Source organism: Dyadobacter diqingensis (assembly GCF_024220585.1).
GTDB classification, from domain to species: Bacteria; Bacteroidota; Bacteroidia; order Cytophagales; family Spirosomataceae; genus Dyadobacter; species Dyadobacter diqingensis.
In genome coordinates this window covers 105,676-127,876 of record NZ_JAMXKF010000008.1, presented here as the reverse complement: position 1 = coordinate 127,876, position 22,201 = coordinate 105,676, and the positions used below count along the sequence as shown (strand labels likewise).

Below are 22,201 nucleotides of genomic sequence, written 5' to 3'. Positions count from 1 at the left end.
AACGCATTGATTTTAACTTCAAAAATAGCCGTTTTTATTGGCAAAACCGAACTTTTACCGGATCACCATCACGGACCCACGAAGCACCACAGGGTTACGTTCCGGGAAATACTGAGCCTCGTAAGACACAATATAGGGATACACGCCCGGCTGCACTTTCACGCCTTTGTAAGTCCCATCCCAACGTCCTTCGATCGTGTTGGTCGCGTAAATCACCTCTCCCCAGCGGTTATAGATCTTGATAGAATAATTGGTGTAATAAGCTCCAAAAACATCCAGCGATTCATTTTTACCATCACCGTCCGGCGTAAAAGCATCCGGAATAAAGAATCGTGGCTCACATTGATCAACAACTTTGGTGGATTGCTGTGCAACGCAACCTTCTTTGTTAGTCGCAAGAACGGTATAAACGCCTTCCTTATCGACCGTGATCGTAGCCGTTGTATCTCCTGACTGCGGCCATTCATAATGCACTACACCAATGCCCCTTGGATCCAGCTTGGTTGAGCCGCCATCCGGGATACAGATATAATATTCAGGATCCAGTCTCAAAATTGGAGATGGTAACTCCTTCACCTCTAATGTATCACTATTGTAGCAGTTAAGTCTGTTTTTAACCTGTACAAAATACGTGCCCGGCTGCTTAACGGTAATACTTTGTGTGGTTTCGCCGGTGCTCCACAACCATTCGTTCCAGGAAAGGCCTGTCGCCAATAATACAACAGAACTATCGCGGCATATCGTAGTATCCCGGAGCTCAAATGGTGGTGGCTTTCGAAGCACCACTTCAATAGTATCGGCAGAGAAACAATCCCGGTCAGGGCCGTTGTACGCAACCGCTATGTATCTGCCCGTTGTTGTGATGCGAATTGTTTTGGCACGGCCAATAATTCTGCCGCGGTTATACCATTCATAAATCTCTGCCTTAACCCCCATATCCAAAGGCACATAAGCCCCGCAGGTATCTTTGTCAGGGCCAAGTACAATTTTAGGAGGCGTTTCATAAATAACAACCGTGTCTTTGCTGACAATGCTCGTACAGGCATTGGACTGCGACAATGAAACCAAATACCTTCCCGGTTGGATATAAGTATGCGAAATTTTCGGTTCTTTGGAAGTTCCACCGGCTCCATCTCCAAAATCCCAGATGTACATATTATCCTTCAACGGATCGCAAATCGGGCCGGCTTCAAAGTTGGTCGGTTCACCTGTACAAAACCCGTCAGCAGAAAATCCCGGACCTGAGGCTTCCTGTGTAAAATCCTGCACCATGCTTGGTAAACCAAGCTGGCTTTTCTTGCCTCCCAGATTGACGCCATTCCTTTTGTATTCTATCGCCGATACGGAATTCCTTTCCGGCTCACCAATGGATGCCAGATAATCGCTGCCATCAATGGCCATATATATTTTTCCATCAGGAGCAATCTGCAAAGCGCCGAATTTCTGCGTGGCCGAGCTGTCAATGACGATAGCCGATTCGACAATCAGGCTATCACTAAATGTGAGATCGTACTGTTTCAAATATGATTTCGTACCGTTTTCACCCTGAAACGAGACATACATTTTTTCACCGCTGGGCGAAAACTCAATCCCGTACGCTTTGGGCGGGGCAGGGCCGAGGTTGATGGTTTTGTCATAGGTCAAAACACCGGTTGAGTCATTGAATTTGAATAACTCGACGTAATTGGTGGGCGGGCCGGGAATAACTACCGCCAGACGTCTGTCTCCGCTGGTGCTGTCCGCAGCAGAAAATTTCATATATCCCTCACCTTTGTTGAGCGAGTCATGCGCCATACCCAGTTCAGGTGCACTGGTTTCTGTCAGGCCTCCCGCCGTAGCGTGAAAGATGCGAAATTTATTGGTGCCGTAATCGTGAGAAATAACCCAGTAAGTGCTGTCTCTTTTGTTTTGGACAGCAGCAAGGCGTTCCGTCGTTGGTTGCTGTAACGTCGTATTCTGCTCAATAATAGCTCCCTTGCCACCATTTCTACGCATATCCACCACGCTGACCGTCAGGAGCTTTTCACCATTAATATCGGATGTCGTAAAAACGTTGAACAAATACTCACAGCCCCGGCAAGTCGGCTGCGGCACAATGAGCACGGATTGCGTTGAGTTTTTACTACCCAAAAGCGGTTTGCAATTCGCCGGGTCAATACAGGGCATAACGCCGCCATCCTTGTCCCAGATCGTTATCCCGTCTGAGTAAAACAGCAGAATCCCCTTGGAATTGGCAATCGAAGATGTCCCTTCCGGCGTGTTCACTTTGCCATCGGTAATGGGGGTAGGCGGGCTGTTTGAAAAATCAAGACCAGCGTTTCCACCAAAAAACCATTTTGCACCTTCCTGATTTTCAGGCTGCATACAAATTTTGACATTAACGCGATCCTGAATTTTACATCCGTTAGGCATTATTACTTCCACTGAATAACACCCTGAGCTATCTACTTCGAGCGTCTGTGTGGTATCTCCCTTCGGATACCAGATATATTTTGCGCCTGCGGGAGCTCCGTCAGGATAAGGGTCCAGTGTTATACTTGTATTTGGGCAAATGGTGGTATCTGCTTTCCATTTCTGAAATGCCGGGGGAAGTTCGCCAATAATGACCTGCTGCGACTCGCTCGCCGTGCTTCCGTCTGCAAAAGTACGGGTTACGGTTACGGTATAAGTACCCGCCGTCTTATAGGAATGGAGTGGATTACGTACCTTATCGGTGCCTCCATCACCAAAAACCCAGGCCCAGGCAGTTGCTTTACTGTTTGCATCTTCGGTAAACACCGTTCCATCCTCGGCACACGCAGGACTTGGCACACAGGTTTCTTTCACTGTAAACGGCTGCGCGTTTGCAAAACCCGCGCCCAGGAACAGCAAAAAGAACAGTGAATAAAATATTTTCCGATGTGTATTATAAAATCGCCTCATGTTTCGTTACTTATTCAATCATCCCTACCCCGCCAATTTAATATTCTTGTTACCTGATCATTCTAACGAAAATAATATGTTAAAATTTTGTGTGGTAAAGTCTTAAAAACCATGCTAATTTGAATATTAATACGCAATGTGGCGACAATTTGTGAATTATATTTTAGTAATTTTCATCCTCGTATACCCAATTCGCTGTAAATGGCGAACAAAGCCTGAAAATATATGATTAAGCGTTTACTTCCTCTTATGATAATGACACTGCTCTGCCTGAAAGGTTGGAGTCAGGATCCTCAATTTTCGCAATTTTACGCTAACCCGTTGTACCTTAACCCCGCTCTGGCTGGTGGTGCGCTGGCGCCGCGTCTTACCGCAAATTATCGTAATCAGTGGCCTGCGCTTTCTGCAAATTTTGTAACTGCTTCTTTCGGTGCCGATGTTTTTCTTCCAAATTATAATAGCGGTGTTGGCATTCAGGTAACTACCGATAGCCAGGGTCTGGGCAATTTAAAGGCAACGGACGTCGCTCTCCAATATTCTTACCAGATTTCACTGAATGAGGTTACTTCTTTAAGATTAGGAATACAAGGTGGCTTTTCGTCACGTTCACTCGATTATTACGGATTGACTTTCGGCGACCAGTATAACAACGGCGGACTCAACGGCAATCCATCCTCGGATCCCTTTGCCCAAGGCGGCCCCAACGTTTCTTATGCCGATTTCTCCTCCGGTATGATGGTCTATTCCGACTGGTACTGGCTTGGATTGTCGGCGCATCATATCAACAAACCCAATCAGGCATTCAGCGGAACGGAGGCGCGCCTTCCGGTAAAAACAAGTTTACAGGCTGGTTTGCGCATTCCTTTTGCAGGATATACATTTTTAGGAAATGAAATCGACAAGGAAAAGACAATCTCACCGGCGATTTTGTATAAAAAACAAGGCAAGTACGATCAGCTGGATATGGGGCTTTATGTAACCATCGAGCCGCTGGTGTTGGGGATGTGGTATCGCGGGATTCCTTTCAAAAAATATGAACCCTCGATCAATAACCACGAATCGCTCGTTTTTCTCGCCGGATTTCGTCAGGACAAATTTTCGATTGGTTACAGTTATGACTTAACGATCTCAACTTTGGGTGCAGGCAGCGGCGGAGCGCATGAAATTTCGCTGTCCTACATTTTTGAACCGCTCACCCCTAAACCTAAACGCAGCAGAAGCAGTAAACACCAGCTTTCCTGCCCGAAATTTTAGCATAACAGATTTGATTTTATACCCCGATGCAGACAAATTTGTCTGCATTTTTTGTTACAGTATAAAATAAGCAATCGCTTCTTTTCGATTTAAATTAACCTTATTCCAAGAGAAAATTAATCTATGATCAAGCCTACTACACAAAAACTCTTATCCGGCCTTTTCATGCTGGTGCTGGCCATTGGCGCTATTGCGGCACCTCCTAAAAGAGAGTATTACGAAATAAAAATGTATCGTCTGAAAGATAAAACGCAGGAAGCAACTGTCGAAAATTATCTTAAAGACGCCTATATACCTGCCTTACACCGTGCCGGAATAAAAAATGTAGGGGTTTTCAAACCTGTTGCTTCGGACACGATGAGTGGAAAACTGATTTATGTACTGACTCCGATCAGTTCACTGGATCAATTGCTTTCACTGCCTAAATTGCTGGAAAAAGATGCCAAGTATTTATCGGCAGGGAAAGATTATATCGACGCAGCCTATAAAAATCCGCCTTATGCCCGCATCGAAACAACGGTATTGCAGGCTTTCACAACGATGCCGGTTCATGCAAAACCAAATTTGACCGGACCAAAAAGCGAACGTGTATATGAGCTGCGCAGCTATGAGGGTTACACCGAAAAAATTTACCAGAACAAGGTTAAAATGTTTAACGACGGCGGCGAAGTTCCTCTTTTCGTAAGATTGGGTTTCAACGCGGTATTTTATGGCGAAGTGATCGCCGGAAGTCACCAGCCGAACCTTATGTACATGACAACCTTCGAAAACAAGGCATCGCGTGATGAGCACTGGAAAGCTTTCAGCAGCGACGCTGAATGGAATAAATTAAAGGTGAATCCTGAGTACCAGAACAACGTATCAAAAAATACAAGCTTCTTCCTGTATCCGACAGACTACTCAGATATCTGAGAACGGATTTTCAGGCAACTAAAATTTGTCGCACTTTGTATTGATGGAATATGGGCTTGTTGTCGTCTTAAGATAAAACCCATGTTCCATCATTTTTCATTTAATGCTATTTTTTATGAAAGCCGCTATTTTAAAAAGTATAAATGAACCCATCGTTGTTGAACAGATAATCACACCGGAAGCAGGCGAAGGAGAGGTAATTGTTCAATTAAAAGCCGCGTCACTCAATCACAGGGACGTTTGGATTCAAAAGGGATTATACCCTAAAATCACAACACCGATCATTCTGGGCTCCGACGGTTCCGGAATTGTTACGGCAATAGGTCCCGGCGTTGATAAAGCCTGGCTTGGCAAAGAAGTGATCATCAATCCTTCACATAACTGGGGCGATAATCCGGCTTTTTATTCCGAAGAACATAAAATCCTGGGTTTACCAGACAACGGGACCTTTGCAGAATTTGTAAAAACCGAAGCAAAATATCTTGCCGAAAAACCGGCACATCTTTCTTTTGAAGAGGCTGCGGCTTTGCCCATGGGTGGCTTAACGGCGTGGAGATCTTTGATCACGCGCGCCAACCTGACGAAAAACGATAGGGTACTGATCACGGGTGCAGGCGGCGGTGTGGCGCTTTTTGCGATACAATTTGCTATTGCAGCCGGTGCGGAGGTGTGGGTAACATCCGGATCCGACGATAAGATTCAAAAAGCCATTGCCCTTGGAGCGAAAGGCGGGATTAACTACAAAAATCCAACCTGGTTCCGGGATCTGCTTGTAAAGGTACGCGGTAAAAAGATTGGCTATTTCGATGTGATTATTGACAGTGCCGGCGGTCCTGGATTTGCCCGTTTGATTGACATTGCTGCACCTGGAGCGCGGATTTGCTTTTATGGTGGCGGCACGGGAAATATCACAGACGTGGTTCCGGCCAAGGTATTTTTCAAGCAGCTTAATATTTACGGAAGCACCATGGGTACCGAAGCAGAGTTTTCGGATATGATCGATTTTGTGAAAGAACACAAAGTTGTTCCCGTGATCGACGAAGTGTTGTCCCTTGAACAGGCCGAACAGGCATTCAGAAAAATGGATTCCGGCAAACAGTTTGGAAAGATTATTCTCAAAATTGATTGACAAAAAAAACAGCGCTGAGCCGGCTCAGCGCTGTTTTTTTTACTATTTTCTTACCGCATCAATCGCACCGCGGACACTGCCGTGCTCTTCGAGCAACGATTCTGCCTCATCAGGCGACACACCCAGTTCGTCTATAATCATATGAATGGCACGGTTGACAAGTTTTTCGTTTGTCATCTGCATATCCACCATTTTATTTCCTTTTACCTTACCAAGGCGGATCATCACCGCCGTAGAAATCATATTCAGCACCAGTTTCTGAGCCGTTCCTGATTTCATTCTTGTACTTCCTGTCAGAAATTCAGGTCCTACCACCACTTCCACCGGATATTCACAAGCCTGCGCAACAGGAGAGCCGTTATTGCAAACCACGCAACCTGTTAACAAACCTGCCTTTTTAGCCTCATTCAACCCACCGATCACATAGGGTGTACGGCCTGATGCGGCAAGTCCTATCAACGTATCATTTTCAGTAAGATTATATGAAGCCAGATCAATCCAGGCCTGATTCCAGTCATCCTCCGCGTTTTCTACCGCTTTTCTGATCGCAACGTCGCCACCGGCAATAATCCCTACAACCAGATCAAACGGAACACCAAAAGTTGGGGGGCATTCGGATGCATCCACAACGCCCAGACGACCGCTCGTTCCGGCACCGATATAAAACAAACGTCCGCCTTTTTTCATGCGCGGAACAATCTGCTCAATAAGCGCTTCGATTTGAGGAATCACCTTTTGAACAGCATTGGGAACGGTCTGATCTTCACGATTAATCGAGGTCAGAATTTCCTGAACGCTCATTAAATCGAGATCATTATAGAGGGATGAAGCTTCGGTCGTTAGCATAGATGTTGCATTAATTTAAATCCAAAATTAATTATTTTCTGTTTACGAACCTTTACCAAATAAATATTATGGTATTTATCTAAGTATATCTGCAAAAATTTGCCCTAAAATTTGGAAAATAAAAAGATACCCTCCTAATTTGTAACAGAATCTGAGAGTCAGCGAAATTTCGCTAAAATCAAAATTTTCGTTTTTATCTGATATTTATGTTTTCAAACCGTTTCATTCTCCTCCTGATTGTAGTCACGCCCCAGGCGTGAGTGGGATGTTACGGTATATAACCTGCACCTCACTCAATAACTGAGTGAGGTGTTTTTATTTTATAATAATTCACCATGGCGACAGAACTGAACAAATTTTCAAAGACCCTAACCCAGGAAGTTACAAATCCGGCAGCTCAGGCAATGCTTTACGGTATTGGATTAAAAGAAGCTGACATGTCAAAACCGCAAATCGGGATTGCCAGCACCGGGTATGAAGGAAACCCTTGTAATATGCACTTAAACGGACTTTCTGTTTATGTGAAACAGGGCATTACTGCCAATGATATGGTCGGTTTGATCTTCAACACAATTGGAGTTTCCGATGGTATGACAAATGGAAATGACGGTATGCGTTATTCCCTGCCAAGTCGCGATATCATTGCCGATTCTATTGAAACCGTAGTTTCCGCACAATGGTACGATGGTGTTATCGCCGTGGTAGGTTGTGACAAAAATATGCCGGGTGCGATCATGGCCATGGCGCGTATCGATCGCCCTTCAATTATGGTTTATGGCGGAACAATCCGTTCAGGACATTATAAAGGACAAAAACTGGATATCGTTTCTGCTTTTGAAGCACTTGGTAAAAAATTCGCCAACAATATTTCTGATGAAGATTACAAAGGCGTGATCCAGAATTCAATTCCTGGTCAGGGTGCCTGTGGTGGTATGTACACGGCAAACACGATGGCTGCTTCGATTGAAGCGATGGGACTAAGTTTGCCTTTCAGCAGCTCTTACCCTGCAACACACGAAGGAAAACAGGAAGAATGTAAGAAAATCGGGGCGGCAATGAAAAAATTGCTTGAACTGAACATTACTCCAAGAGATATCATCACGAAAAAATCGCTTGAAAATGCATTGACGGTGGTTATGGCCTTAGGTGGTTCTACAAACGCAGCACTGCACTTCCTGGCGATCGCACGTGCAGCAGACCTTCCTTTGACATTGGATGATATTCAGGAAATCTCTAACCGCGTACCCTTTATCGCTGATCTGAAACCAAGCGGCAAATATTACATGGAGGACATCCTGGAAATCGGTGGTGTGCCTGCTGTAATGAAATATTTGTATTCAAAAGGTCTAATTCACGGCGAATGTCTTACCGTAACAGGTAGAACATTGGCAGAAGATTTGGCTGAGGCTCCGGATCTTAATTTTGAAACACAAAAAATTATTTTCCCTCTGGAAACGCCGATTAAGTCTTCCGGACATATCCAGGTTTTATACGGCAATTTGGCCCCGCAGGGTTCTGTTGCGAAAATCACGGGTAAAGAAGGTTTGACATTTGACGGAGAAGCGAAAATTTGCGAGCATGAAACGGAGATTATCACCATGCTTTCAAAAGGAGAAATTAAAGAAGGCCACGTGGTTGTTATTCGTAATGCAGGACCAAAAGGCGGACCAGGGATGTCAGAAATGTTGAAACCAACATCTGCCGTCATGGGAGCCGGACTTGGCGATAAAATTGCACTGATCACAGACGGTCGCTTCTCAGGAGGAACACATGGATTTGTGGTAGGCCACATCACACCGGAAGCATTTGACGGAGGTCCGATTGCGCTGGTGAAAGATGGCGACAGAATTACCATCGATGCAAACACACGTCAGCTGACCGTTCATATTTCTGATGAAGAATTGGCAGCACGTAAAGCAGCATGGGTTCAGCCTGCACCGAGATTTACAAAAGGAATGTTAGGAAGATATATCCGCACGGTAAAATCTGCCAGTGAAGGATGTGTGACTGACGAAGCGTAGTAGAAGAACAAAAAAATTGTGGCGACACAATTTCCAATATAGAAAGCTTGAAATTCATCCGACTAAATAAGTAAGAGGTCATGGAATTTAATGAAAACCAAACACAAACAACCGAAATCGCTGAGCAGCCAGTTTCGGTAGCAACACCAGAACTGATCAACGGTTCTCACGCACTGATCCAGTCATTGATTGCCGAAGGCGTCGAAACGATTTTTGGATATCCGGGCGGGGCAATTATGCCTGTTTACGATGCTATCTATGATTATCAGGAACAAGTCAATCATATTCTCGTACGCCACGAACAAGGTGCCGCACATGCAGCAGAAGGATTCGCCCGTATCAGCGGTAAGGTTGGCGTATGTTTGGCAACATCAGGCCCAGGTGCGACAAATCTTGTGACAGGCATCGCAGACGCCATCATTGATTCTACGCCAATGGTCTGTATTGTTGGTCAGGTTGGATCTCATTTGCTCGGGACAGATGCTTTCCAGGAAACAGATATCATGGGGGTTACCATTCCGATTACCAAATGGAACTACCAGATTACCAATGCTGATGAAATTCCTGAAATTATTGCCAAGGCATTTTATATAGCAAAATCCGGCCGCCCCGGACCAGTACTGATCGATATCACAAAAGATGCGCAGCAAAAACTGATGACTAAACCTTTTTCACACAAAAAATGTGAAAAGTTGCTTAGCTATCGCCCACGCCTATCCCCAAAAGAAGATCAGGTTGAGGCGGCTGCAAAGCTTATCAATGAAGCTAAACGTCCGTTTTTGTTCTTCGGACATGGCGTACAAATCGCTGGTGCTGAGCAAGAGTTGCTGAAATTTATTGAAAAAACAGATGTTCCTGCCGCTTCAACACTGTTAGGTCTTTCGTCTGTTTCTGTCGATCACCCGAATTATGTAGGTTGGTTAGGAATGCATGGCAACTATGGAACCAACGTTCTTACGAACCAGTGTGACCTTATCATCGCGATCGGTATGCGTTTCGATGACCGTGTAACCGGCGATCTGAGCCGTTATGCAAAGCAAGCCAAAGTGGTTCATATCGAAATCGATCCTGCCGAAATTGATAAAATAAAGAAGGCAGATGCACCGGTTGTGGGTGATGCAAAAAAAGCTTTGGAAATGCTTTTGCCACTTGTGAATGAAAATAATCACGAAACATGGCGGGCAGAATTCAAGAAATTCGATGCGATTGAGGACGAAAAAATCACGCAGCCGGAACTTGCTCCTACAACAGAGAAAATAAAGATGGCGGAAGTAATCCGCACACTTTCTGATAAAACAAAAGGTGAAGCGGTAATTGTAGCGGATGTTGGTCAGCACCAGATGATGACGGCTCGTTATTACCAGTTCAAAAAAGCAAATTCTTTCATCACTTCAGGAGGATTGGGCACGATGGGATATGCTTTACCAGCGGCTTTCGGTGCAAAAGTAGGAGCGCCTGACCGTGAAGTTGTTTCGATTATCGGTGACGGCTGTTTTCAGATGACGATCCAGGAATTGGGAACCATTGCACAAAGTGGCCTACCGGTTAAGATCATTATCCTGAATAACAACTTCTTAGGGATGGTTCGCCAGTGGCAACAGCTTTTCCACCAGAAACGCTATTCATTTGTTGAGCTGCAAAATCCTGATTTTATCACAATTGCAAAAGGTTTCGGTATCGACGGACATACTTGCGGTGCACGTGAAGATCTTAACGATTCACTTGATAAAATGCTGGCTTCCGACAAACCATATTTATTGGAAGTACTGGTCGAAAAAGAAGAAAACGTGTTCCCAATGGTTCCAACAGGAGCTTGTGTAGCGGATATCAGACTAGAATAATGTAACTGAACTCTCAAAAATCACTTGCATTTTTTCACTAGACATTAAAAGAATCATGACAACTTACACCATTTGCGTATTTACCGAAAATACGATTGGGATATTAAATAAGATCACAACCATTTTCACCCGTCGCCGTATCAATATTGATAGTCTGACGGTTTCGGAAACGGAACGTAAGGGTATTTCCCGCTTTACCATCGTCATTCGTCATGAATCACGTGAAGCTGTTGAAAAACTTGTTCGTCAGATCCGTAAGGTTATTGAAGTTCTGGCTGTTTTCGGGTATCTGAACGACGATATCGCTTACAATGAAATTGCGATGTTCAAGATTTCCACGCCAATAGGAGCAAAACCGCTTGATATCGAAACGATCAACAAAGTGTACAAAGCTTGGGTTGTTTACTGGCACCTGACTTATGTGATCATTCAAAAAACAGGTACGGAAGAAGAAATTTTCGAATTCTTCAACTATATCAAACCACACGAAATCCTTGAATTTGTACGCTCGGGACGTGTAGCGGTAAGCAAATCACCTCAGACACTGGTAGATTATCTGCCGGAAGCTGAGTGGGAGTATTACATGTAATAACGTTGTGTTATGATCAGGAGGCTCTTCCAGAGCCCATTATTGGACTAACACACGTAATGGCTATAAACAGGATACTTCTCCGAAGTGTTTATAGAATCTAGTAATTCCAGATTTGACAAAACTCCGTAGGAGTTGCCTGTTTAATAACATGTTTATCAATAAGTATCAAATCCATTTTTAGTAATATTGTCCTTTAATTAAGTAATCAATAATTCAATTAATAATCAATGGCAAAATTAAATTTCGGCGGGGTCGAAGAAGAAGTAGTAACCCGCGAAGAGTTCCCACTAGAAAAAGCGCGCGAAGTACTATCTACTGAAACTATTGCCGTGATCGGATACGGTGTTCAAGGTCCTGGTCAAAGCTTAAACATGCGTGACAACGGATTCAACGTAATCGTTGGACAACGTAAAGGTGGTAAATCATGGGATAAAGCGATTGCTGACGGATGGGTTCCTGGTGAAACGCTTTTCGAACTTGAAGAAGCATTGGCAAAAGGAACAATCATTTGCTACCTTCTTTCTGACGCCGCTCAAATCGAATTATGGCCAACTGTTAAGGCTAATTTGACTGCCGGTAAATCATTGTATTTCTCACATGGTTTCGGTGTAACTTATAAAGATCAAACTGGAATCGTTCCTCCTGCTGACGTAGATGTTTATCTTGTAGCGCCAAAAGGATCAGGAACTTCTCTTCGTCGTTTGTTTGTAGAAGGAAAAGGCTTGAACTCATCTTTCGCTGTGTTCCAGGATGCAACTGGTAAAGCACGTGAAAAATGTATCGCAATGGGTATCGGTGTTGGTTCAGGATATTTGTTCGAAACTGATTTCTACCGTGAAGTAACTTCTGACCTTACAGGTGAGCGTGGTACTTTGATGGGTGCTATCCAGGGAATTTTTGCTGCTCAGTATGAAGTTCTTCGTTCAAACGGACACACACCATCAGAAGCTTTCAATGAAACAGTTGAAGAATTGACTCAATCATTGATGCCTCTTGTTGCTGAAAACGGTATGGACTGGATGTACGCAAACTGTTCAACAACTGCTCAACGTGGTGCTCTTGACTGGTGGAAACCTTTCCGTGACGCTACTAAGCCGGTTTTCGAACAACTTTACAATTCTGTAAAATCAGGAGAACAAGCTAATATCTCCATCACTCGTAACTCACAGCCTGACTACCGCGTGAAATTGGAAGAAGAATTAGCTGAACTTCGTGAGTCAGAAATCTGGCGTGCAGGTACTACGGTACGTAGCCTTCGTCCTGAGCGCGGATAATTCGCTGATTTCAAGTCAGGTTTCTTTTTTGAAATTTGAAAAATATATACCCCTGATTTCGTTAAGAGTCAGGGGTACTTTTTTAAATAATTATGGAGTTTGACAATAATGGAAATCTGTTTCCATACAAAGCACACACACCAGATCTAAATGAGTTTGAAGCAGTTTTCGGGTTTGATCAACGCCGCAAATTACTTCTTTCCACACTGTCCACTTTTATCAACGGTGTCCAAAGCATCATACCCGATGATTTTACAATATGGGTTGATGGGAGTTTTGTAACACAGAAACATGATCCTAATGATATAGACATTGTTGTATTTATTAATTTTCAACATTTCGAATCAAAAGAGAATCAGTTAACCGCTTTAAAAGAGAGGCAAGAATTTGTAGATTTGTATTATGTGAAAGTCTTTCCTGACGATCATCCTAATTTTGATCTGACACAATTTGACAAGTTAGACTGGTTTCATTTCTTCACATCCGATAGAAAGAATAGACGGAAAGGATTCATTGAACTAAAATTCTGATTATGGAAATTCACGATGAACTTGAAATAGAAATTTTTCATACCCTTGAAAAAATCCGTCGTGTGGAAAACATGATTAAAAGGCATGTGGACTCAGGATCAGAAAATCTAATTATTAATCAGTACATTTCTCTGAAAAAAGAATTGTCGCAACAACTGGCTGACTTACTATCTCAAGCAACAAACGCCAAGGTTCAAATTGCTGCATAAAAGAACCTTTTATTAAATATGTCCCCAACACTCGACAACATTTTCCTCGCTGCCGAACGGCTTCGTGGAATCATCAACCATACCCCATTGCTTTATAACGCCCACTTGTCTGAGCAGTATGAAGCCAATATTTATTTAAAAAGAGAAGACCTGCAGACGGTTCGTTCGTATAAAATCAGAGGTGCGTATAACAAAATGGCAAGCCTGAGCGCCGAAGCTCTGGCGGGCGGTGTCGTGTGTGCGAGCGCAGGAAATCATGCCCAGGGTGTTGCGTACGCATGTCGGAAAATGGAAGTAAAAGGGGCCATATTTATGCCGACGACCACGCCTGCCCAAAAAGTCAAACAGGTTCGTTTATTTGGAAAAGAGTGGGTGGAAGTACATCTGGTAGGTGATACCTACGATGACGCCTATCACGCTTCCGTAACATATCAAAATGCCAATAACGCCACATTTGTACATCCATTTGACGATTTACAAGTTATCGAAGGACAGGGAACCGTTGGTCTGGAGATATTCAAAGATGCCAATTTCAGGATTGATTACCTCTTAATGGCCATTGGCGGCGGCGGATTAGCTTCCGGTATTTCAACAGTTTTCAAACAGCTTTCTCCCAAAACGCAACTGATTGGTGTAGAACCATTGGGTTCTCCTACGATGCAAAAATCCATCGAGGAAGGGCACGTTGTTACACTCGACAATATTGATAAGTTCGTTGATGGTGCCGCCGTACGTCGTGCCGGCGATATCACCTTTGAAATTTGCAGCAAAAGTCTTGACAACGTTTTACTCGTTCCTGAGGGAAAAGTTTGCTCGACCATTTTGCAGCTTTACAACGAAGAAGCGATCGTGGCCGAGCCGGCAGGAGCACTAACTGTCGCTGCGCTGGACATGGTTAAAGACGAAATTAAAGGCAAAAATGTAGTCGCCCTGATCAGCGGCGGCAATAACGACATCACACGAACGGAAGAAATCAAGGAGAGATCCTTGCTTTATGAAGGTCTGAAACATTATTTTATCATTCGTTTCCCGCAGCGCTCCGGCGCTTTCCGGGAGTTTCTGAACGTGCTCGGGCCTAATGATGACATCGCACGATTTGAATATGTGAAGAAAACAAACCGGGAACAAGGTCCCGCACTCGTTGGTATTGAATTAAAAAATCGGGAAGACTTTGACCCGTTAATCCTGCGTATGAACGAAAATAGAATTGTGTACGAATACCTGAATGACCAGCCGGATTTATTTCAGTTTATGGTTTAAATTAACATGCTCCGCGTTCCATCCCACATAAGCGCCCAGGAATTTGAATCCCTCAAGATTCAGGATATGACCTTTGTTGCTTATCGCAACGAGGTTTACCCTTCACGTTATGAGGTATTTTTTGAGGAGCATGCCGTTATTGTCGTGCTGGAAGGAGAAAAGAAATTCAGCAGCCCGACCCAGGAAGTTTATGTGGAAAAAGGCGATATTCTTTTTGTCCAGCGGGGTTTTTACCTGATGTCCGAGTCCATCAACGAATCTTACAAAAGTCTTGTTTTCTTCTTTGATGAAAAGCTTTTAAAGGAATTTGTAAACCTGCATCCCGAGCTTTTTAACCCGGATGAAACGACCACGGTGCTGGAAAACCCAATTTTACCGCTGAAATCGGATGATAACTTCGAGAAGTTCATCCAGTCTGTTTTTCCCTATTTCCGGTCAAGGACAGAATTAAAAAATCACTTTTTGAGACTGAAATTTCAGGAATTGCTTTTACACCTGCTGGAACTGGACACTTCAAAACAGCTACGGGCAAATCTTTACAGCCTTTATATTGGGGAAAAGGTGGATTTGTCATTTTTGATGAACAGCTATTACCTTAAACCATTAACGTTAAATGAATTAGCACGGTTGTCTGGCCGTAGTCTTTCCGCCTTCAAGCGTGATTTCCAGGACGAATTTAAAACGTCACCAGCCCTTTGGCTGAAAAATAAACGGCTGGACTACGCCGATTTTCTACTAAGAAACAACACCAAAAACGTAACCGAGATCAGCACTGAGATCGGATATGAAAGTGTTTCTCATTTCATAAAAATGTATAAGGAAAAGTTTGGGGTTACGCCGAAGAAGCATGGGTGAATTTAGTTTAGAACAGTCTGCTTCAATTCTTTATATTTACAGCATGCATTGAAACAAACTTCGCACACAAAATGGAAACACTGATTATACATCCAACAAAAGATCAGGAAAAGGTTATAATTGATTTTCTTGAAACTTTGAAAGTGCCTTATGAAAAAATACAGGGTACTTTACCAAACCATGTGCTTGAAGGAATTGATGAAGGTCGTCAAAATGTATTAAATGGTCAAACAATTTCCTTCGATGAATTTAAGCAAAGACGATCTCTTTCAAAATGAGATTTGAGATTGTCCTTACACATACCGCAGTTGAAACATACGAAGCCATTTTTGAACGAATAAATTTGAAATGGGGTAGAAATACCGCTGAAAAATTTGAGGCAAAGGTATTTCAGACACTTGCTCAAATCTCAGAAACACCGTTAATATTTAAGTCGACCGCAGAACGGCCAAATGTCAGGCAGGGAAGAATTAACAAAAACTGCTCTTTTTTCTATGAAGTGAATTCCTTTGAGATTCAGATTTTGTTCTTTTGGGATAATAGACAAGACGTTTTGATAGGATAAGCTCATTAAATCCATCGGCTACCGTAATCCAATCTAAATACTGTACAATACCAGTCAATTTTTGAAAATTTCCTCGAAATCGATAAAGATTTCCGCTCAAACTATCACTTCAAACCAAAAACACTATTTTTTGAACGTTTCCCGTTATACTTATATCAAGTATTCTGTGGAAATTTGATTCATGATTTTCTGCCCCGGTATTATTCCGGTCAATGGGCCTGATTTTTAGCCTCTAAAAGTCATTAAAAAATAAAATTAGTTACATATTCACCATAAATTGAGAATGAGTAATCAAGCGAGTACCCTGTTTGACAAAGTGTGGGATGCACACGTTGTACGTAAAATTGAAGATGGCCCGGATGTATTTTTCATCGACCGTCATTTTATCCATGAAGTGACCAGTCCGGTTGCTTTCCTGGGACTTGAAAGCAGAAATATTGGTGTTATTTATCCGGAACGTACTTTTGCTACGGCTGACCATAATACACCCACAATCAACCAACACCTTCCGGTTCAGGATCCACTTTCGGCAAATCAACTTAAAGCTTTGGAAACAAACTCGGCGAAATATGGTATTTCACACTGGGGGTTGGGTAATGTAAAAAATGGTATCGTTCACGTTGTAGGGCCTGAAAATGGTATCACACTACCGGGAATGACCATTGTATGCGGTGATTCTCATACTTCCACACACGGTGCATTTGGCGCTATTGCGTTTGGTATCGGTACTTCTGAGGTTGAAATGGTACTTTCTTCTCAGTGTATCATGCAGCCAAAACCAAAGAAAATGCGTGTAAACGTAAATGGTACATTAGGCAAAGCAGTTACCCCAAAAGATGTAACGTTATATGTTATTTCAAAACTGACAACAGCAGGTGCTACGGGTTATTTTGTAGAATATGCCGGCGATGTTTTTGAAAATATGACCATGGAAGGCCGTATGACGGTTTGTAACATGAGTATCGAAATGGGAGCTCGCGGTGGTATGATCGCGCCGGACCAGACTACTTTTGATTACATCAATGGCCGTGAACAAGCTCCGAAAGGCGAGAAGTGGGATGAGGCATTGGCTTATTGGAAAACGCTGAAAACAGATGAAGACGCTGTTTTTGACAAAGAATATACTTTTGATGCTGCGGATATTGAGCCAATGATCACCTACGGAACAAATCCGGGTATGGGTCAGGGTATCTCCCGTAACATTCCTACTGCTGAGCAAGTTGAAGGAGGAAAAGCAACCTACGACAAATCGTTGAACTACATGGGCTTCCATGAAAACGAGTCGATGTTGGGTAAAAAGATTGACTATGTATTCATCGGTAGCTGTACAAACGGACGTATCGAAGATTTCCGTGCCTTTGCTTCAATCGTAAAAGGACGTAAGAAAGCGGATAACGTGACTGCATGGGTTGTTCCGGGTTCACACATCGTTGAAGCGCAGATCAAAGAAGAAGGAATTCTTGACATCCTAACCGAAGCAGGTTTTGAACTTCGTCAGCCGGGCTGCTCTGCATGTCTTGCGATGAACGATGATAAAATTCCAGCCGGCAAATATGCAGTAAGTACCTCCAACCGTAACTTCGAAGGTCGTCAGGGCCCGGGAGCACGTACGCTTTTGGCCAGCCCATTGGTAGCTGCGGCAGCGGCGGTAACGGGAGTTGTGACGGATCCGCGTGATTTGCTGTAACTTATATCGGTTACACAGAGGTTCTCAGAGCGGCCGCCGCGCGGTTAAAAAGAGAGCCACTGAGGTTATTTAGAATTTATTCTTTCTAACTGTTTTTATGTGACTTAACTATTTGTTTTTGGTATATGGAATTAACCATGTCCTAAAACAAATCGTATGGAAATAAATAAAATTACCGGAGAGATTATTGGGTGTTGTATTGAAATTCATAAGGAATTAGGTCCGGGTTTACTTGAATCGGCTTATGAAGAATGCTTGGCCTACGAATTAAGTAATGCAGGTTTGTATTTTGAAAGACAAAAGCCGTTACCTGTTCGCTATAAAGAAATTAACATCGAATATGGTTATCGAATGGACTTCGTTGTTGAGAATCAGGTAGTAGTTGAATTAAAAAGTGTTGAAATAATTAATAATGTTCACACTGCTCAAATTCTAACTTACATGAGATTTTCCGAAATGAATGCAGGTCTGTTAATCAATTTCAATGTTTCAGTATTAAAGAACGGCATTAAAAGATTCATAAATTGAATGGTTTCAACGAGAACCGTAGAGTCAAATGAGGCAGTCAGAGATAGACTAATAAAATAACAAAATCTCAGTGTTCCTCTTTTAAACTCTGTGCACCTCTGTGTAACCTAAAACATAAAACATAAAATGGCTTACGATAAATTCACCATATTAAAAAGCACGGCAGTTCCTTTGCCGATCGAAAACGTTGATACTGACCAGATTATACCAGCTCGTTTTCTTAAAGCTACAAAACGTGAAGGATTTGGAGATAACCTTTTCAGAGACTGGCGTTACAATGGCGACGACACTCCTAAACAGGATTTCGTACTGAACAATCCGATCTATACAGGAAAAATCCTTGTTGGCGGACATAACTTCGGAAGCGGATCAAGCCGTGAGCATGCTGCCTGGGCGATCTATGACTACGGATTCCGTTGTGTAGTATCAAGTTTCTTTGCCGATATTTTCAAAGGTAACTCTTTGAACATAGGCATCTTACCGGTTCAGGTTAGCCCTGAATTCCTTGATAAAATATTCCTTGCCATCGAAGCAGATCCTAACGCAGAACTTGAAGTGAACCTTCCGGAACAAACGATCACGATTGTAGCGACAGGTGAACAGGAATCATTCGATATCAATGGGTACAAAAAACACAATATGGTCAATGGGTTTGACGATATTGACTACCTACAGGCGATGAAGAGTGATATCAAGGAATTTGAAGCACAAAGACTATATTAAATGGCTTTCGGCCGTCGGCTATCGGCTGTCAGCTTACCCGCTGCGACCGACGGCCAATAGCCGATAGCCGATAGCCCTATGAGCAAACGCTATATAGAAATAATGGACACGACACTCCGGGACGGTGAACAGACCTCCGGAGTGTCGTTTTCTGCAACAGAAAAGCTGACAATTGCGCAGCTGCTGTTACAGGAAGTGAAAGTTGACCGCATTGAAATTGCTTCGGCACGTGTGTCGGAAGGGGAATTTGAGGCGGTTAAGAAAATTACAAACTGGGCAAATGAAAACGGTTTTATTGATAAAATCGAAGTATTGACTTTTGTAGACGGAGATGCGTCCATCAACTGGATGCTTAATTCCGGTGCCAAAGTGATGAACCTGCTTACCAAAGGTTCTTTAAATCACCTCACTTTTCAATTAAAAAAGACTCCCGAGCAACATTTCGAGGATATCGAGAAAGTCATTTCACTCGCTAATTCGAAAGGAATAAGCTGTAATGTTTATCTGGAAGATTGGAGCAACGGCATGCGTACCTCAAGGGATTACGTTTTCGCTGCGCTGGATTTCCTGACCAAACAACCTGTAAAAAGAATTCTTTTACCGGATACGCTGGGAATTCTGACACCTGCTGAATCTTACGAATTTGTAAAATCAATCGTTGATCGCTACCCCGGTCATCATTTCGAATTTCACGCCCACAACGATTACGATCTGAGCATCGCTAACGTGATGGAGGCCATCAGAGCGGGTGCACACGGACTTCACCTGACTGTCAACGGGATGGGCGAGCGGGCAGGAAATGCCTCTCTGGCCAGTACCATAGCCGTTTTAAAGGATTTCATGCCTGAGGTTGAAACTTCGGTTGTGGAAAGATCTCTGTATAAAATCAGCAAGATTGTCGAGACATTTTCCGGTATAAGAATTCCGTCAAACCGTCCGATCGTCGGCGAAAGTGTTTTTACACAAACAGCTGGTATTCATGCGGATGGCGACAAGAAAAACAACCTATATTTCAGCAATCTGATGCCGGAGCGATTTGGCAGGCTTCGTTCTTACGCGCTTGGCAAAACCTCGGGAAAAGCCAATATTGAGAACAACTTAAAGGATATCGGTATCACATTAAGCGATGGCGACCTTAAAAAAGTTACACAACGAATCATTGAGCTTGGTGACCGCAAAGAAGTGGTGACACCGGAAGATCTTCCGTATATCATTTCCGATGTACTCGATAGCAGTGCTATTGAGGAAAAGGTTGTGATCCTCAATTATGTGTTAACGCATTCAAAAAATCTTAAACCATCCGCAACATTGCAGATCACTTTTGGTGACGAGATTTATGAAGAAAATGCACAAGGTGACGGTCAGTATGACGCATTTATGAATGCGCTGAAAAAGATCTATGCAAAAAAAGGAATTTCATTACCTATGCTGACGGATTATACCGTGCGGATCCCGCCAGGTGGTAAAACTGATGCACTTTGCGAGACAATCATTACCTGGGAAATGAACGGTAAAGATATCAAAACCAGGGGGTTGGATTCCGACCAGACGGTTTCCGCCATTCAGGCAACACAGAAAATGCTGAATTTATTAGGCGTTCCTTCGGCCGTTGATTTATCATCCAAACTGGCTGAGGTTAATCCTGAATTTCAGAAAATGTGAGATAAACAGGCCAGTCACGCCAACTCAAAGTCACGTCGGGACGACCTGTTTGATGCGACGTAAGAAATTTTTAAATCTAAATCAAAACCATAATTAAAACCGTATAGCTGGACTTAACCGGCCAACGGATTGTAAATTTTAACCATTATAATGAAGAAGAACATCTTAATAGTACCTGGTGATGGTATCGGACAGGAAGTTACAGAAGTAGGAAAAAAAGTTCTTGTAAAAATCGCTGAGAAATTCGGACACGAATTCATCTATGATGAGGCACTTATGGGCCACGTGGCAATTGAAGCGACAGGAAACCCACTTCCGGACGAGACTTTGGAAAAAATGCGTGCTTCTGATGCGATTTTGTTCGGAGCAGTAGGCCACCCTAAATACGATAACGACCCAACTGCAAAAGTGCGTCCGGAACAAGGTTTGCTTAAAATGCGTAAAGAGCTTGGTTTATATGCCAACTTACGCCCAATCAAACTTTTTGACGAGCTTCTGGGTGCTTCTTCTATCAAGCCTGAAATCCTTAAAGGTTCTGATATTCTTTTCTTCCGCGAATTGACAGGAGACATTTATTTCGGAGAAAAAGGCCGTAAAAATGACGGAGACACCGCTTACGATATCGCAGAATATAGCCGTTACGAAGTAGAACGTATCGCCCGCAAAGCATTTGAAGCTGCTCGTACACGTGGAAAAAAATTATGTTCTGTTGACAAAGCAAACGTTTTGGAAACAAGCAGACTTTGGCGTGAAGTAGTTCAGGCCCTCGCACCTGAATATCCTGATATCACCGTAGAGCATCAGTTTGTTGACTCTGCTGCGATGATGCTTATCAAGGACCCGCGTCGCTTTGACGTTGTGGTTACGGCCAACTTATTTGGTGATATTCTGACGGACGAAGCAAGTCAGATTGCAGGTTCTATGGGTATGCTGGCGTCTGCTTCGGTAGGAGACAGCACAGGTGTTTATGAGCCAATCCACGGTTCCGGGCATGATATTACGGGTCTGGGTGTTGCTAATCCAATGGCATCTGTTCTTTCAGCTGCTTTGTTACTTGATATTTCTTTTGGGTTGAAAGAAGAGTCAGACGCTATTATCTCAGCGATTGATCAGGTATTAAAAGCTGGTTTCCGTACACGTGATATTGCAGATTCTACCACTGCTCCGGAAATGATTTTGGGTACCGACGCAATCGGTGAAGAAATCTTAAAACGTATTTAATATAAAAAATTAGATTCATTATAAAATATATCTTTTTTTGAATTTTCATTAAGAAGATTTGTTGAACCAAAATCTTCTTATTACTTTGCAGAAGAAAATCGCAGTTAGCGAATTTTCGCAAGATATATTTAACATGAAATCATACGACAATTGCATTTTGCTGCTCATTC

General features: G+C 43.1%; 20 protein-coding genes. 18 read left to right on the top strand and 2 right to left on the bottom strand.

Annotated features, from left to right (window positions below):
- Nucleotides 1-54: 54 nt before the first annotated feature.
- A complete protein-coding gene (locus M1L62_RS20490; RefSeq protein WP_254561490.1) occupies nucleotides 55-2,922 on the bottom strand; it encodes a PKD domain-containing protein in 2,868 nt (955 codons plus the stop codon).
- 255 nt (nucleotides 2,923-3,177) lie between these two features.
- Here M1L62_RS20490 and M1L62_RS20485 point away from each other — a divergent pair, with 255 nt between their 5' ends.
- From M1L62_RS20485 to M1L62_RS20475, 3 genes are all read left to right on the top strand, one after another.
- Complete coding sequence (locus M1L62_RS20485; protein WP_445439670.1) at nucleotides 3,178-4,176, top strand: PorP/SprF family type IX secretion system membrane protein; 999 nt, start codon at nucleotides 3,178-3,180, stop codon at nucleotides 4,174-4,176.
- Between the two features lie 123 nt (nucleotides 4,177-4,299).
- Entirely contained in the window at nucleotides 4,300-5,088 is a 789-nt protein-coding gene (locus tag M1L62_RS20480) for an NIPSNAP family protein (protein WP_254561488.1), read from the top strand.
- A 115-nt stretch (nucleotides 5,089-5,203) separates the two neighbouring features.
- Entirely contained in the window at nucleotides 5,204-6,217 is a 1,014-nt protein-coding gene (locus M1L62_RS20475) for a quinone oxidoreductase family protein (RefSeq protein ID WP_254561487.1), read from the top strand.
- A gap of 42 nt (nucleotides 6,218-6,259) precedes the next feature.
- Here M1L62_RS20475 and murQ read toward each other — a convergent pair whose 3' ends face one another.
- Nucleotides 6,260-7,063 carry an N-acetylmuramic acid 6-phosphate etherase gene (gene murQ, locus M1L62_RS20470; RefSeq protein WP_254561486.1) on the bottom strand — a complete coding sequence of 268 codons (804 nt, stop codon included), beginning with the start codon at nucleotides 7,061-7,063 and terminating at the stop codon, nucleotides 6,260-6,262.
- A 335-nt stretch (nucleotides 7,064-7,398) separates the two neighbouring features.
- Here murQ and ilvD point away from each other — a divergent pair, with 335 nt between their 5' ends.
- The 15 genes from ilvD (at nucleotide 7,399) to leuB (ending at nucleotide 22,031) form a co-directional block, all read left to right on the top strand.
- Nucleotides 7,399-9,084: a dihydroxy-acid dehydratase gene (gene ilvD, locus M1L62_RS20465; protein WP_254561485.1), complete on the top strand. Its 1,686-nt coding sequence runs from the start codon at nucleotides 7,399-7,401 to the stop codon at nucleotides 9,082-9,084.
- Nucleotides 9,085-9,164: 80 nt separating this feature from the next.
- Nucleotides 9,165-10,925 carry a biosynthetic-type acetolactate synthase large subunit gene (ilvB, locus tag M1L62_RS20460; protein WP_254561484.1) on the top strand — a complete coding sequence of 587 codons (1,761 nt, stop codon included), beginning with the start codon at nucleotides 9,165-9,167 and terminating at the stop codon, nucleotides 10,923-10,925.
- A gap of 55 nt (nucleotides 10,926-10,980) precedes the next feature.
- Entirely contained in the window at nucleotides 10,981-11,514 is a 534-nt protein-coding gene (gene ilvN, locus M1L62_RS20455; protein ID WP_254561483.1) for an acetolactate synthase small subunit, read from the top strand.
- Nucleotides 11,515-11,744: 230 nt separating this feature from the next.
- Complete coding sequence (gene ilvC, locus M1L62_RS20450) at nucleotides 11,745-12,791, top strand: ketol-acid reductoisomerase (RefSeq protein ID WP_254561482.1); 1,047 nt, start codon at nucleotides 11,745-11,747, stop codon at nucleotides 12,789-12,791.
- A gap of 92 nt (nucleotides 12,792-12,883) precedes the next feature.
- Nucleotides 12,884-13,321, top strand: a complete 438-nt coding sequence (locus M1L62_RS20445) for a DUF6932 family protein (RefSeq protein ID WP_254561481.1) — start codon at nucleotides 12,884-12,886, stop codon at nucleotides 13,319-13,321.
- Nucleotides 13,322-13,323: 2 nt separating this feature from the next.
- Nucleotides 13,324-13,530: a hypothetical protein gene (locus tag M1L62_RS20440; protein WP_254561480.1), complete on the top strand. Its 207-nt coding sequence runs from the start codon at nucleotides 13,324-13,326 to the stop codon at nucleotides 13,528-13,530.
- 18 nt (nucleotides 13,531-13,548) lie between these two features.
- The gene (gene ilvA, locus M1L62_RS20435) at nucleotides 13,549-14,790 is read left to right on the top strand and encodes a threonine ammonia-lyase IlvA (protein WP_254561479.1); all 1,242 of its coding nucleotides are present in this window, start codon (nucleotides 13,549-13,551) and stop codon (nucleotides 14,788-14,790) included.
- A gap of 6 nt (nucleotides 14,791-14,796) precedes the next feature.
- Nucleotides 14,797-15,645, top strand: coding sequence for a helix-turn-helix transcriptional regulator (locus tag M1L62_RS20430; protein ID WP_254561478.1), 849 nt, complete (start codon nucleotides 14,797-14,799; stop codon nucleotides 15,643-15,645).
- 71 nt (nucleotides 15,646-15,716) lie between these two features.
- Nucleotides 15,717-15,923 carry a hypothetical protein gene (locus M1L62_RS20425; RefSeq protein ID WP_254561477.1) on the top strand — a complete coding sequence of 69 codons (207 nt, stop codon included), beginning with the start codon at nucleotides 15,717-15,719 and terminating at the stop codon, nucleotides 15,921-15,923.
- The gene (locus M1L62_RS29760) at nucleotides 15,920-16,210 is read left to right on the top strand and encodes a type II toxin-antitoxin system RelE/ParE family toxin (protein WP_374760313.1); all 291 of its coding nucleotides are present in this window, start codon (nucleotides 15,920-15,922) and stop codon (nucleotides 16,208-16,210) included. The genes M1L62_RS20425 and M1L62_RS29760 overlap by 4 nt, the downstream gene beginning before the upstream one ends.
- Before the next feature lie 283 nt (nucleotides 16,211-16,493).
- Nucleotides 16,494-17,897 carry a 3-isopropylmalate dehydratase large subunit gene (gene leuC / locus M1L62_RS20420; protein ID WP_254561476.1) on the top strand — a complete coding sequence of 468 codons (1,404 nt, stop codon included), beginning with the start codon at nucleotides 16,494-16,496 and terminating at the stop codon, nucleotides 17,895-17,897.
- A 156-nt stretch (nucleotides 17,898-18,053) separates the two neighbouring features.
- Complete coding sequence (locus M1L62_RS20415; RefSeq protein ID WP_254561475.1) at nucleotides 18,054-18,425, top strand: GxxExxY protein; 372 nt, start codon at nucleotides 18,054-18,056, stop codon at nucleotides 18,423-18,425.
- A 126-nt stretch (nucleotides 18,426-18,551) separates the two neighbouring features.
- Complete coding sequence (leuD, locus tag M1L62_RS20410; protein ID WP_254561474.1) at nucleotides 18,552-19,148, top strand: 3-isopropylmalate dehydratase small subunit; 597 nt, start codon at nucleotides 18,552-18,554, stop codon at nucleotides 19,146-19,148.
- Nucleotides 19,149-19,226: 78 nt separating this feature from the next.
- Nucleotides 19,227-20,810 (top strand): hydroxymethylglutaryl-CoA lyase-like TIM-barrel protein, encoded by a 1,584-nt coding sequence (locus M1L62_RS20405; protein WP_254561473.1) that lies wholly within the window; start codon nucleotides 19,227-19,229, stop codon nucleotides 20,808-20,810.
- A 150-nt stretch (nucleotides 20,811-20,960) separates the two neighbouring features.
- Entirely contained in the window at nucleotides 20,961-22,031 is a 1,071-nt protein-coding gene (gene leuB / locus M1L62_RS20400; protein ID WP_254561472.1) for a 3-isopropylmalate dehydrogenase, read from the top strand.
- The last annotated feature ends 170 nt before the right edge of the window (nucleotides 22,032-22,201 follow it).

Bases quoted from the DNA above. Each gene is read 5' to 3' on its own strand.
- M1L62_RS20490 (WP_254561490.1), bottom strand. From the start codon at position 2,922: ATGAGGCGATTTTATAATACACATCGGAAAATATTTTATTCACTGTTC.
- M1L62_RS20485 (WP_445439670.1), top strand. From the start codon at position 3,178: ATGACACTGCTCTGCCTGAAAGGTTGGAGTCAGGATCCTCAATTTTCG.
- M1L62_RS20480 (WP_254561488.1), top strand. From the start codon at position 4,300: ATGATCAAGCCTACTACACAAAAACTCTTATCCGGCCTTTTCATGCTG.
- M1L62_RS20475 (WP_254561487.1), top strand. From the start codon at position 5,204: ATGAAAGCCGCTATTTTAAAAAGTATAAATGAACCCATCGTTGTTGAA.
- murQ (WP_254561486.1), bottom strand. From the start codon at position 7,063: ATGCTAACGACCGAAGCTTCATCCCTCTATAATGATCTCGATTTAATG.
- ilvD (WP_254561485.1), top strand. From the start codon at position 7,399: ATGGCGACAGAACTGAACAAATTTTCAAAGACCCTAACCCAGGAAGTT.
- ilvB (WP_254561484.1), top strand. From the start codon at position 9,165: ATGGAATTTAATGAAAACCAAACACAAACAACCGAAATCGCTGAGCAG.
- ilvN (WP_254561483.1), top strand. From the start codon at position 10,981: ATGACAACTTACACCATTTGCGTATTTACCGAAAATACGATTGGGATA.
- ilvC (WP_254561482.1), top strand. From the start codon at position 11,745: ATGGCAAAATTAAATTTCGGCGGGGTCGAAGAAGAAGTAGTAACCCGC.
- M1L62_RS20445 (WP_254561481.1), top strand. From the start codon at position 12,884: ATGGAGTTTGACAATAATGGAAATCTGTTTCCATACAAAGCACACACA.
- M1L62_RS20440 (WP_254561480.1), top strand. From the start codon at position 13,324: ATGGAAATTCACGATGAACTTGAAATAGAAATTTTTCATACCCTTGAA.
- ilvA (WP_254561479.1), top strand. From the start codon at position 13,549: ATGTCCCCAACACTCGACAACATTTTCCTCGCTGCCGAACGGCTTCGT.
- M1L62_RS20430 (WP_254561478.1), top strand. From the start codon at position 14,797: ATGCTCCGCGTTCCATCCCACATAAGCGCCCAGGAATTTGAATCCCTC.
- M1L62_RS20425 (WP_254561477.1), top strand. From the start codon at position 15,717: ATGGAAACACTGATTATACATCCAACAAAAGATCAGGAAAAGGTTATA.
- M1L62_RS29760 (WP_374760313.1), top strand. From the start codon at position 15,920: ATGAGATTTGAGATTGTCCTTACACATACCGCAGTTGAAACATACGAA.
- leuC (WP_254561476.1), top strand. From the start codon at position 16,494: ATGAGTAATCAAGCGAGTACCCTGTTTGACAAAGTGTGGGATGCACAC.
- M1L62_RS20415 (WP_254561475.1), top strand. From the start codon at position 18,054: ATGGAAATAAATAAAATTACCGGAGAGATTATTGGGTGTTGTATTGAA.
- leuD (WP_254561474.1), top strand. From the start codon at position 18,552: ATGGCTTACGATAAATTCACCATATTAAAAAGCACGGCAGTTCCTTTG.
- M1L62_RS20405 (WP_254561473.1), top strand. From the start codon at position 19,227: ATGAGCAAACGCTATATAGAAATAATGGACACGACACTCCGGGACGGT.
- leuB (WP_254561472.1), top strand. From the start codon at position 20,961: ATGAAGAAGAACATCTTAATAGTACCTGGTGATGGTATCGGACAGGAA.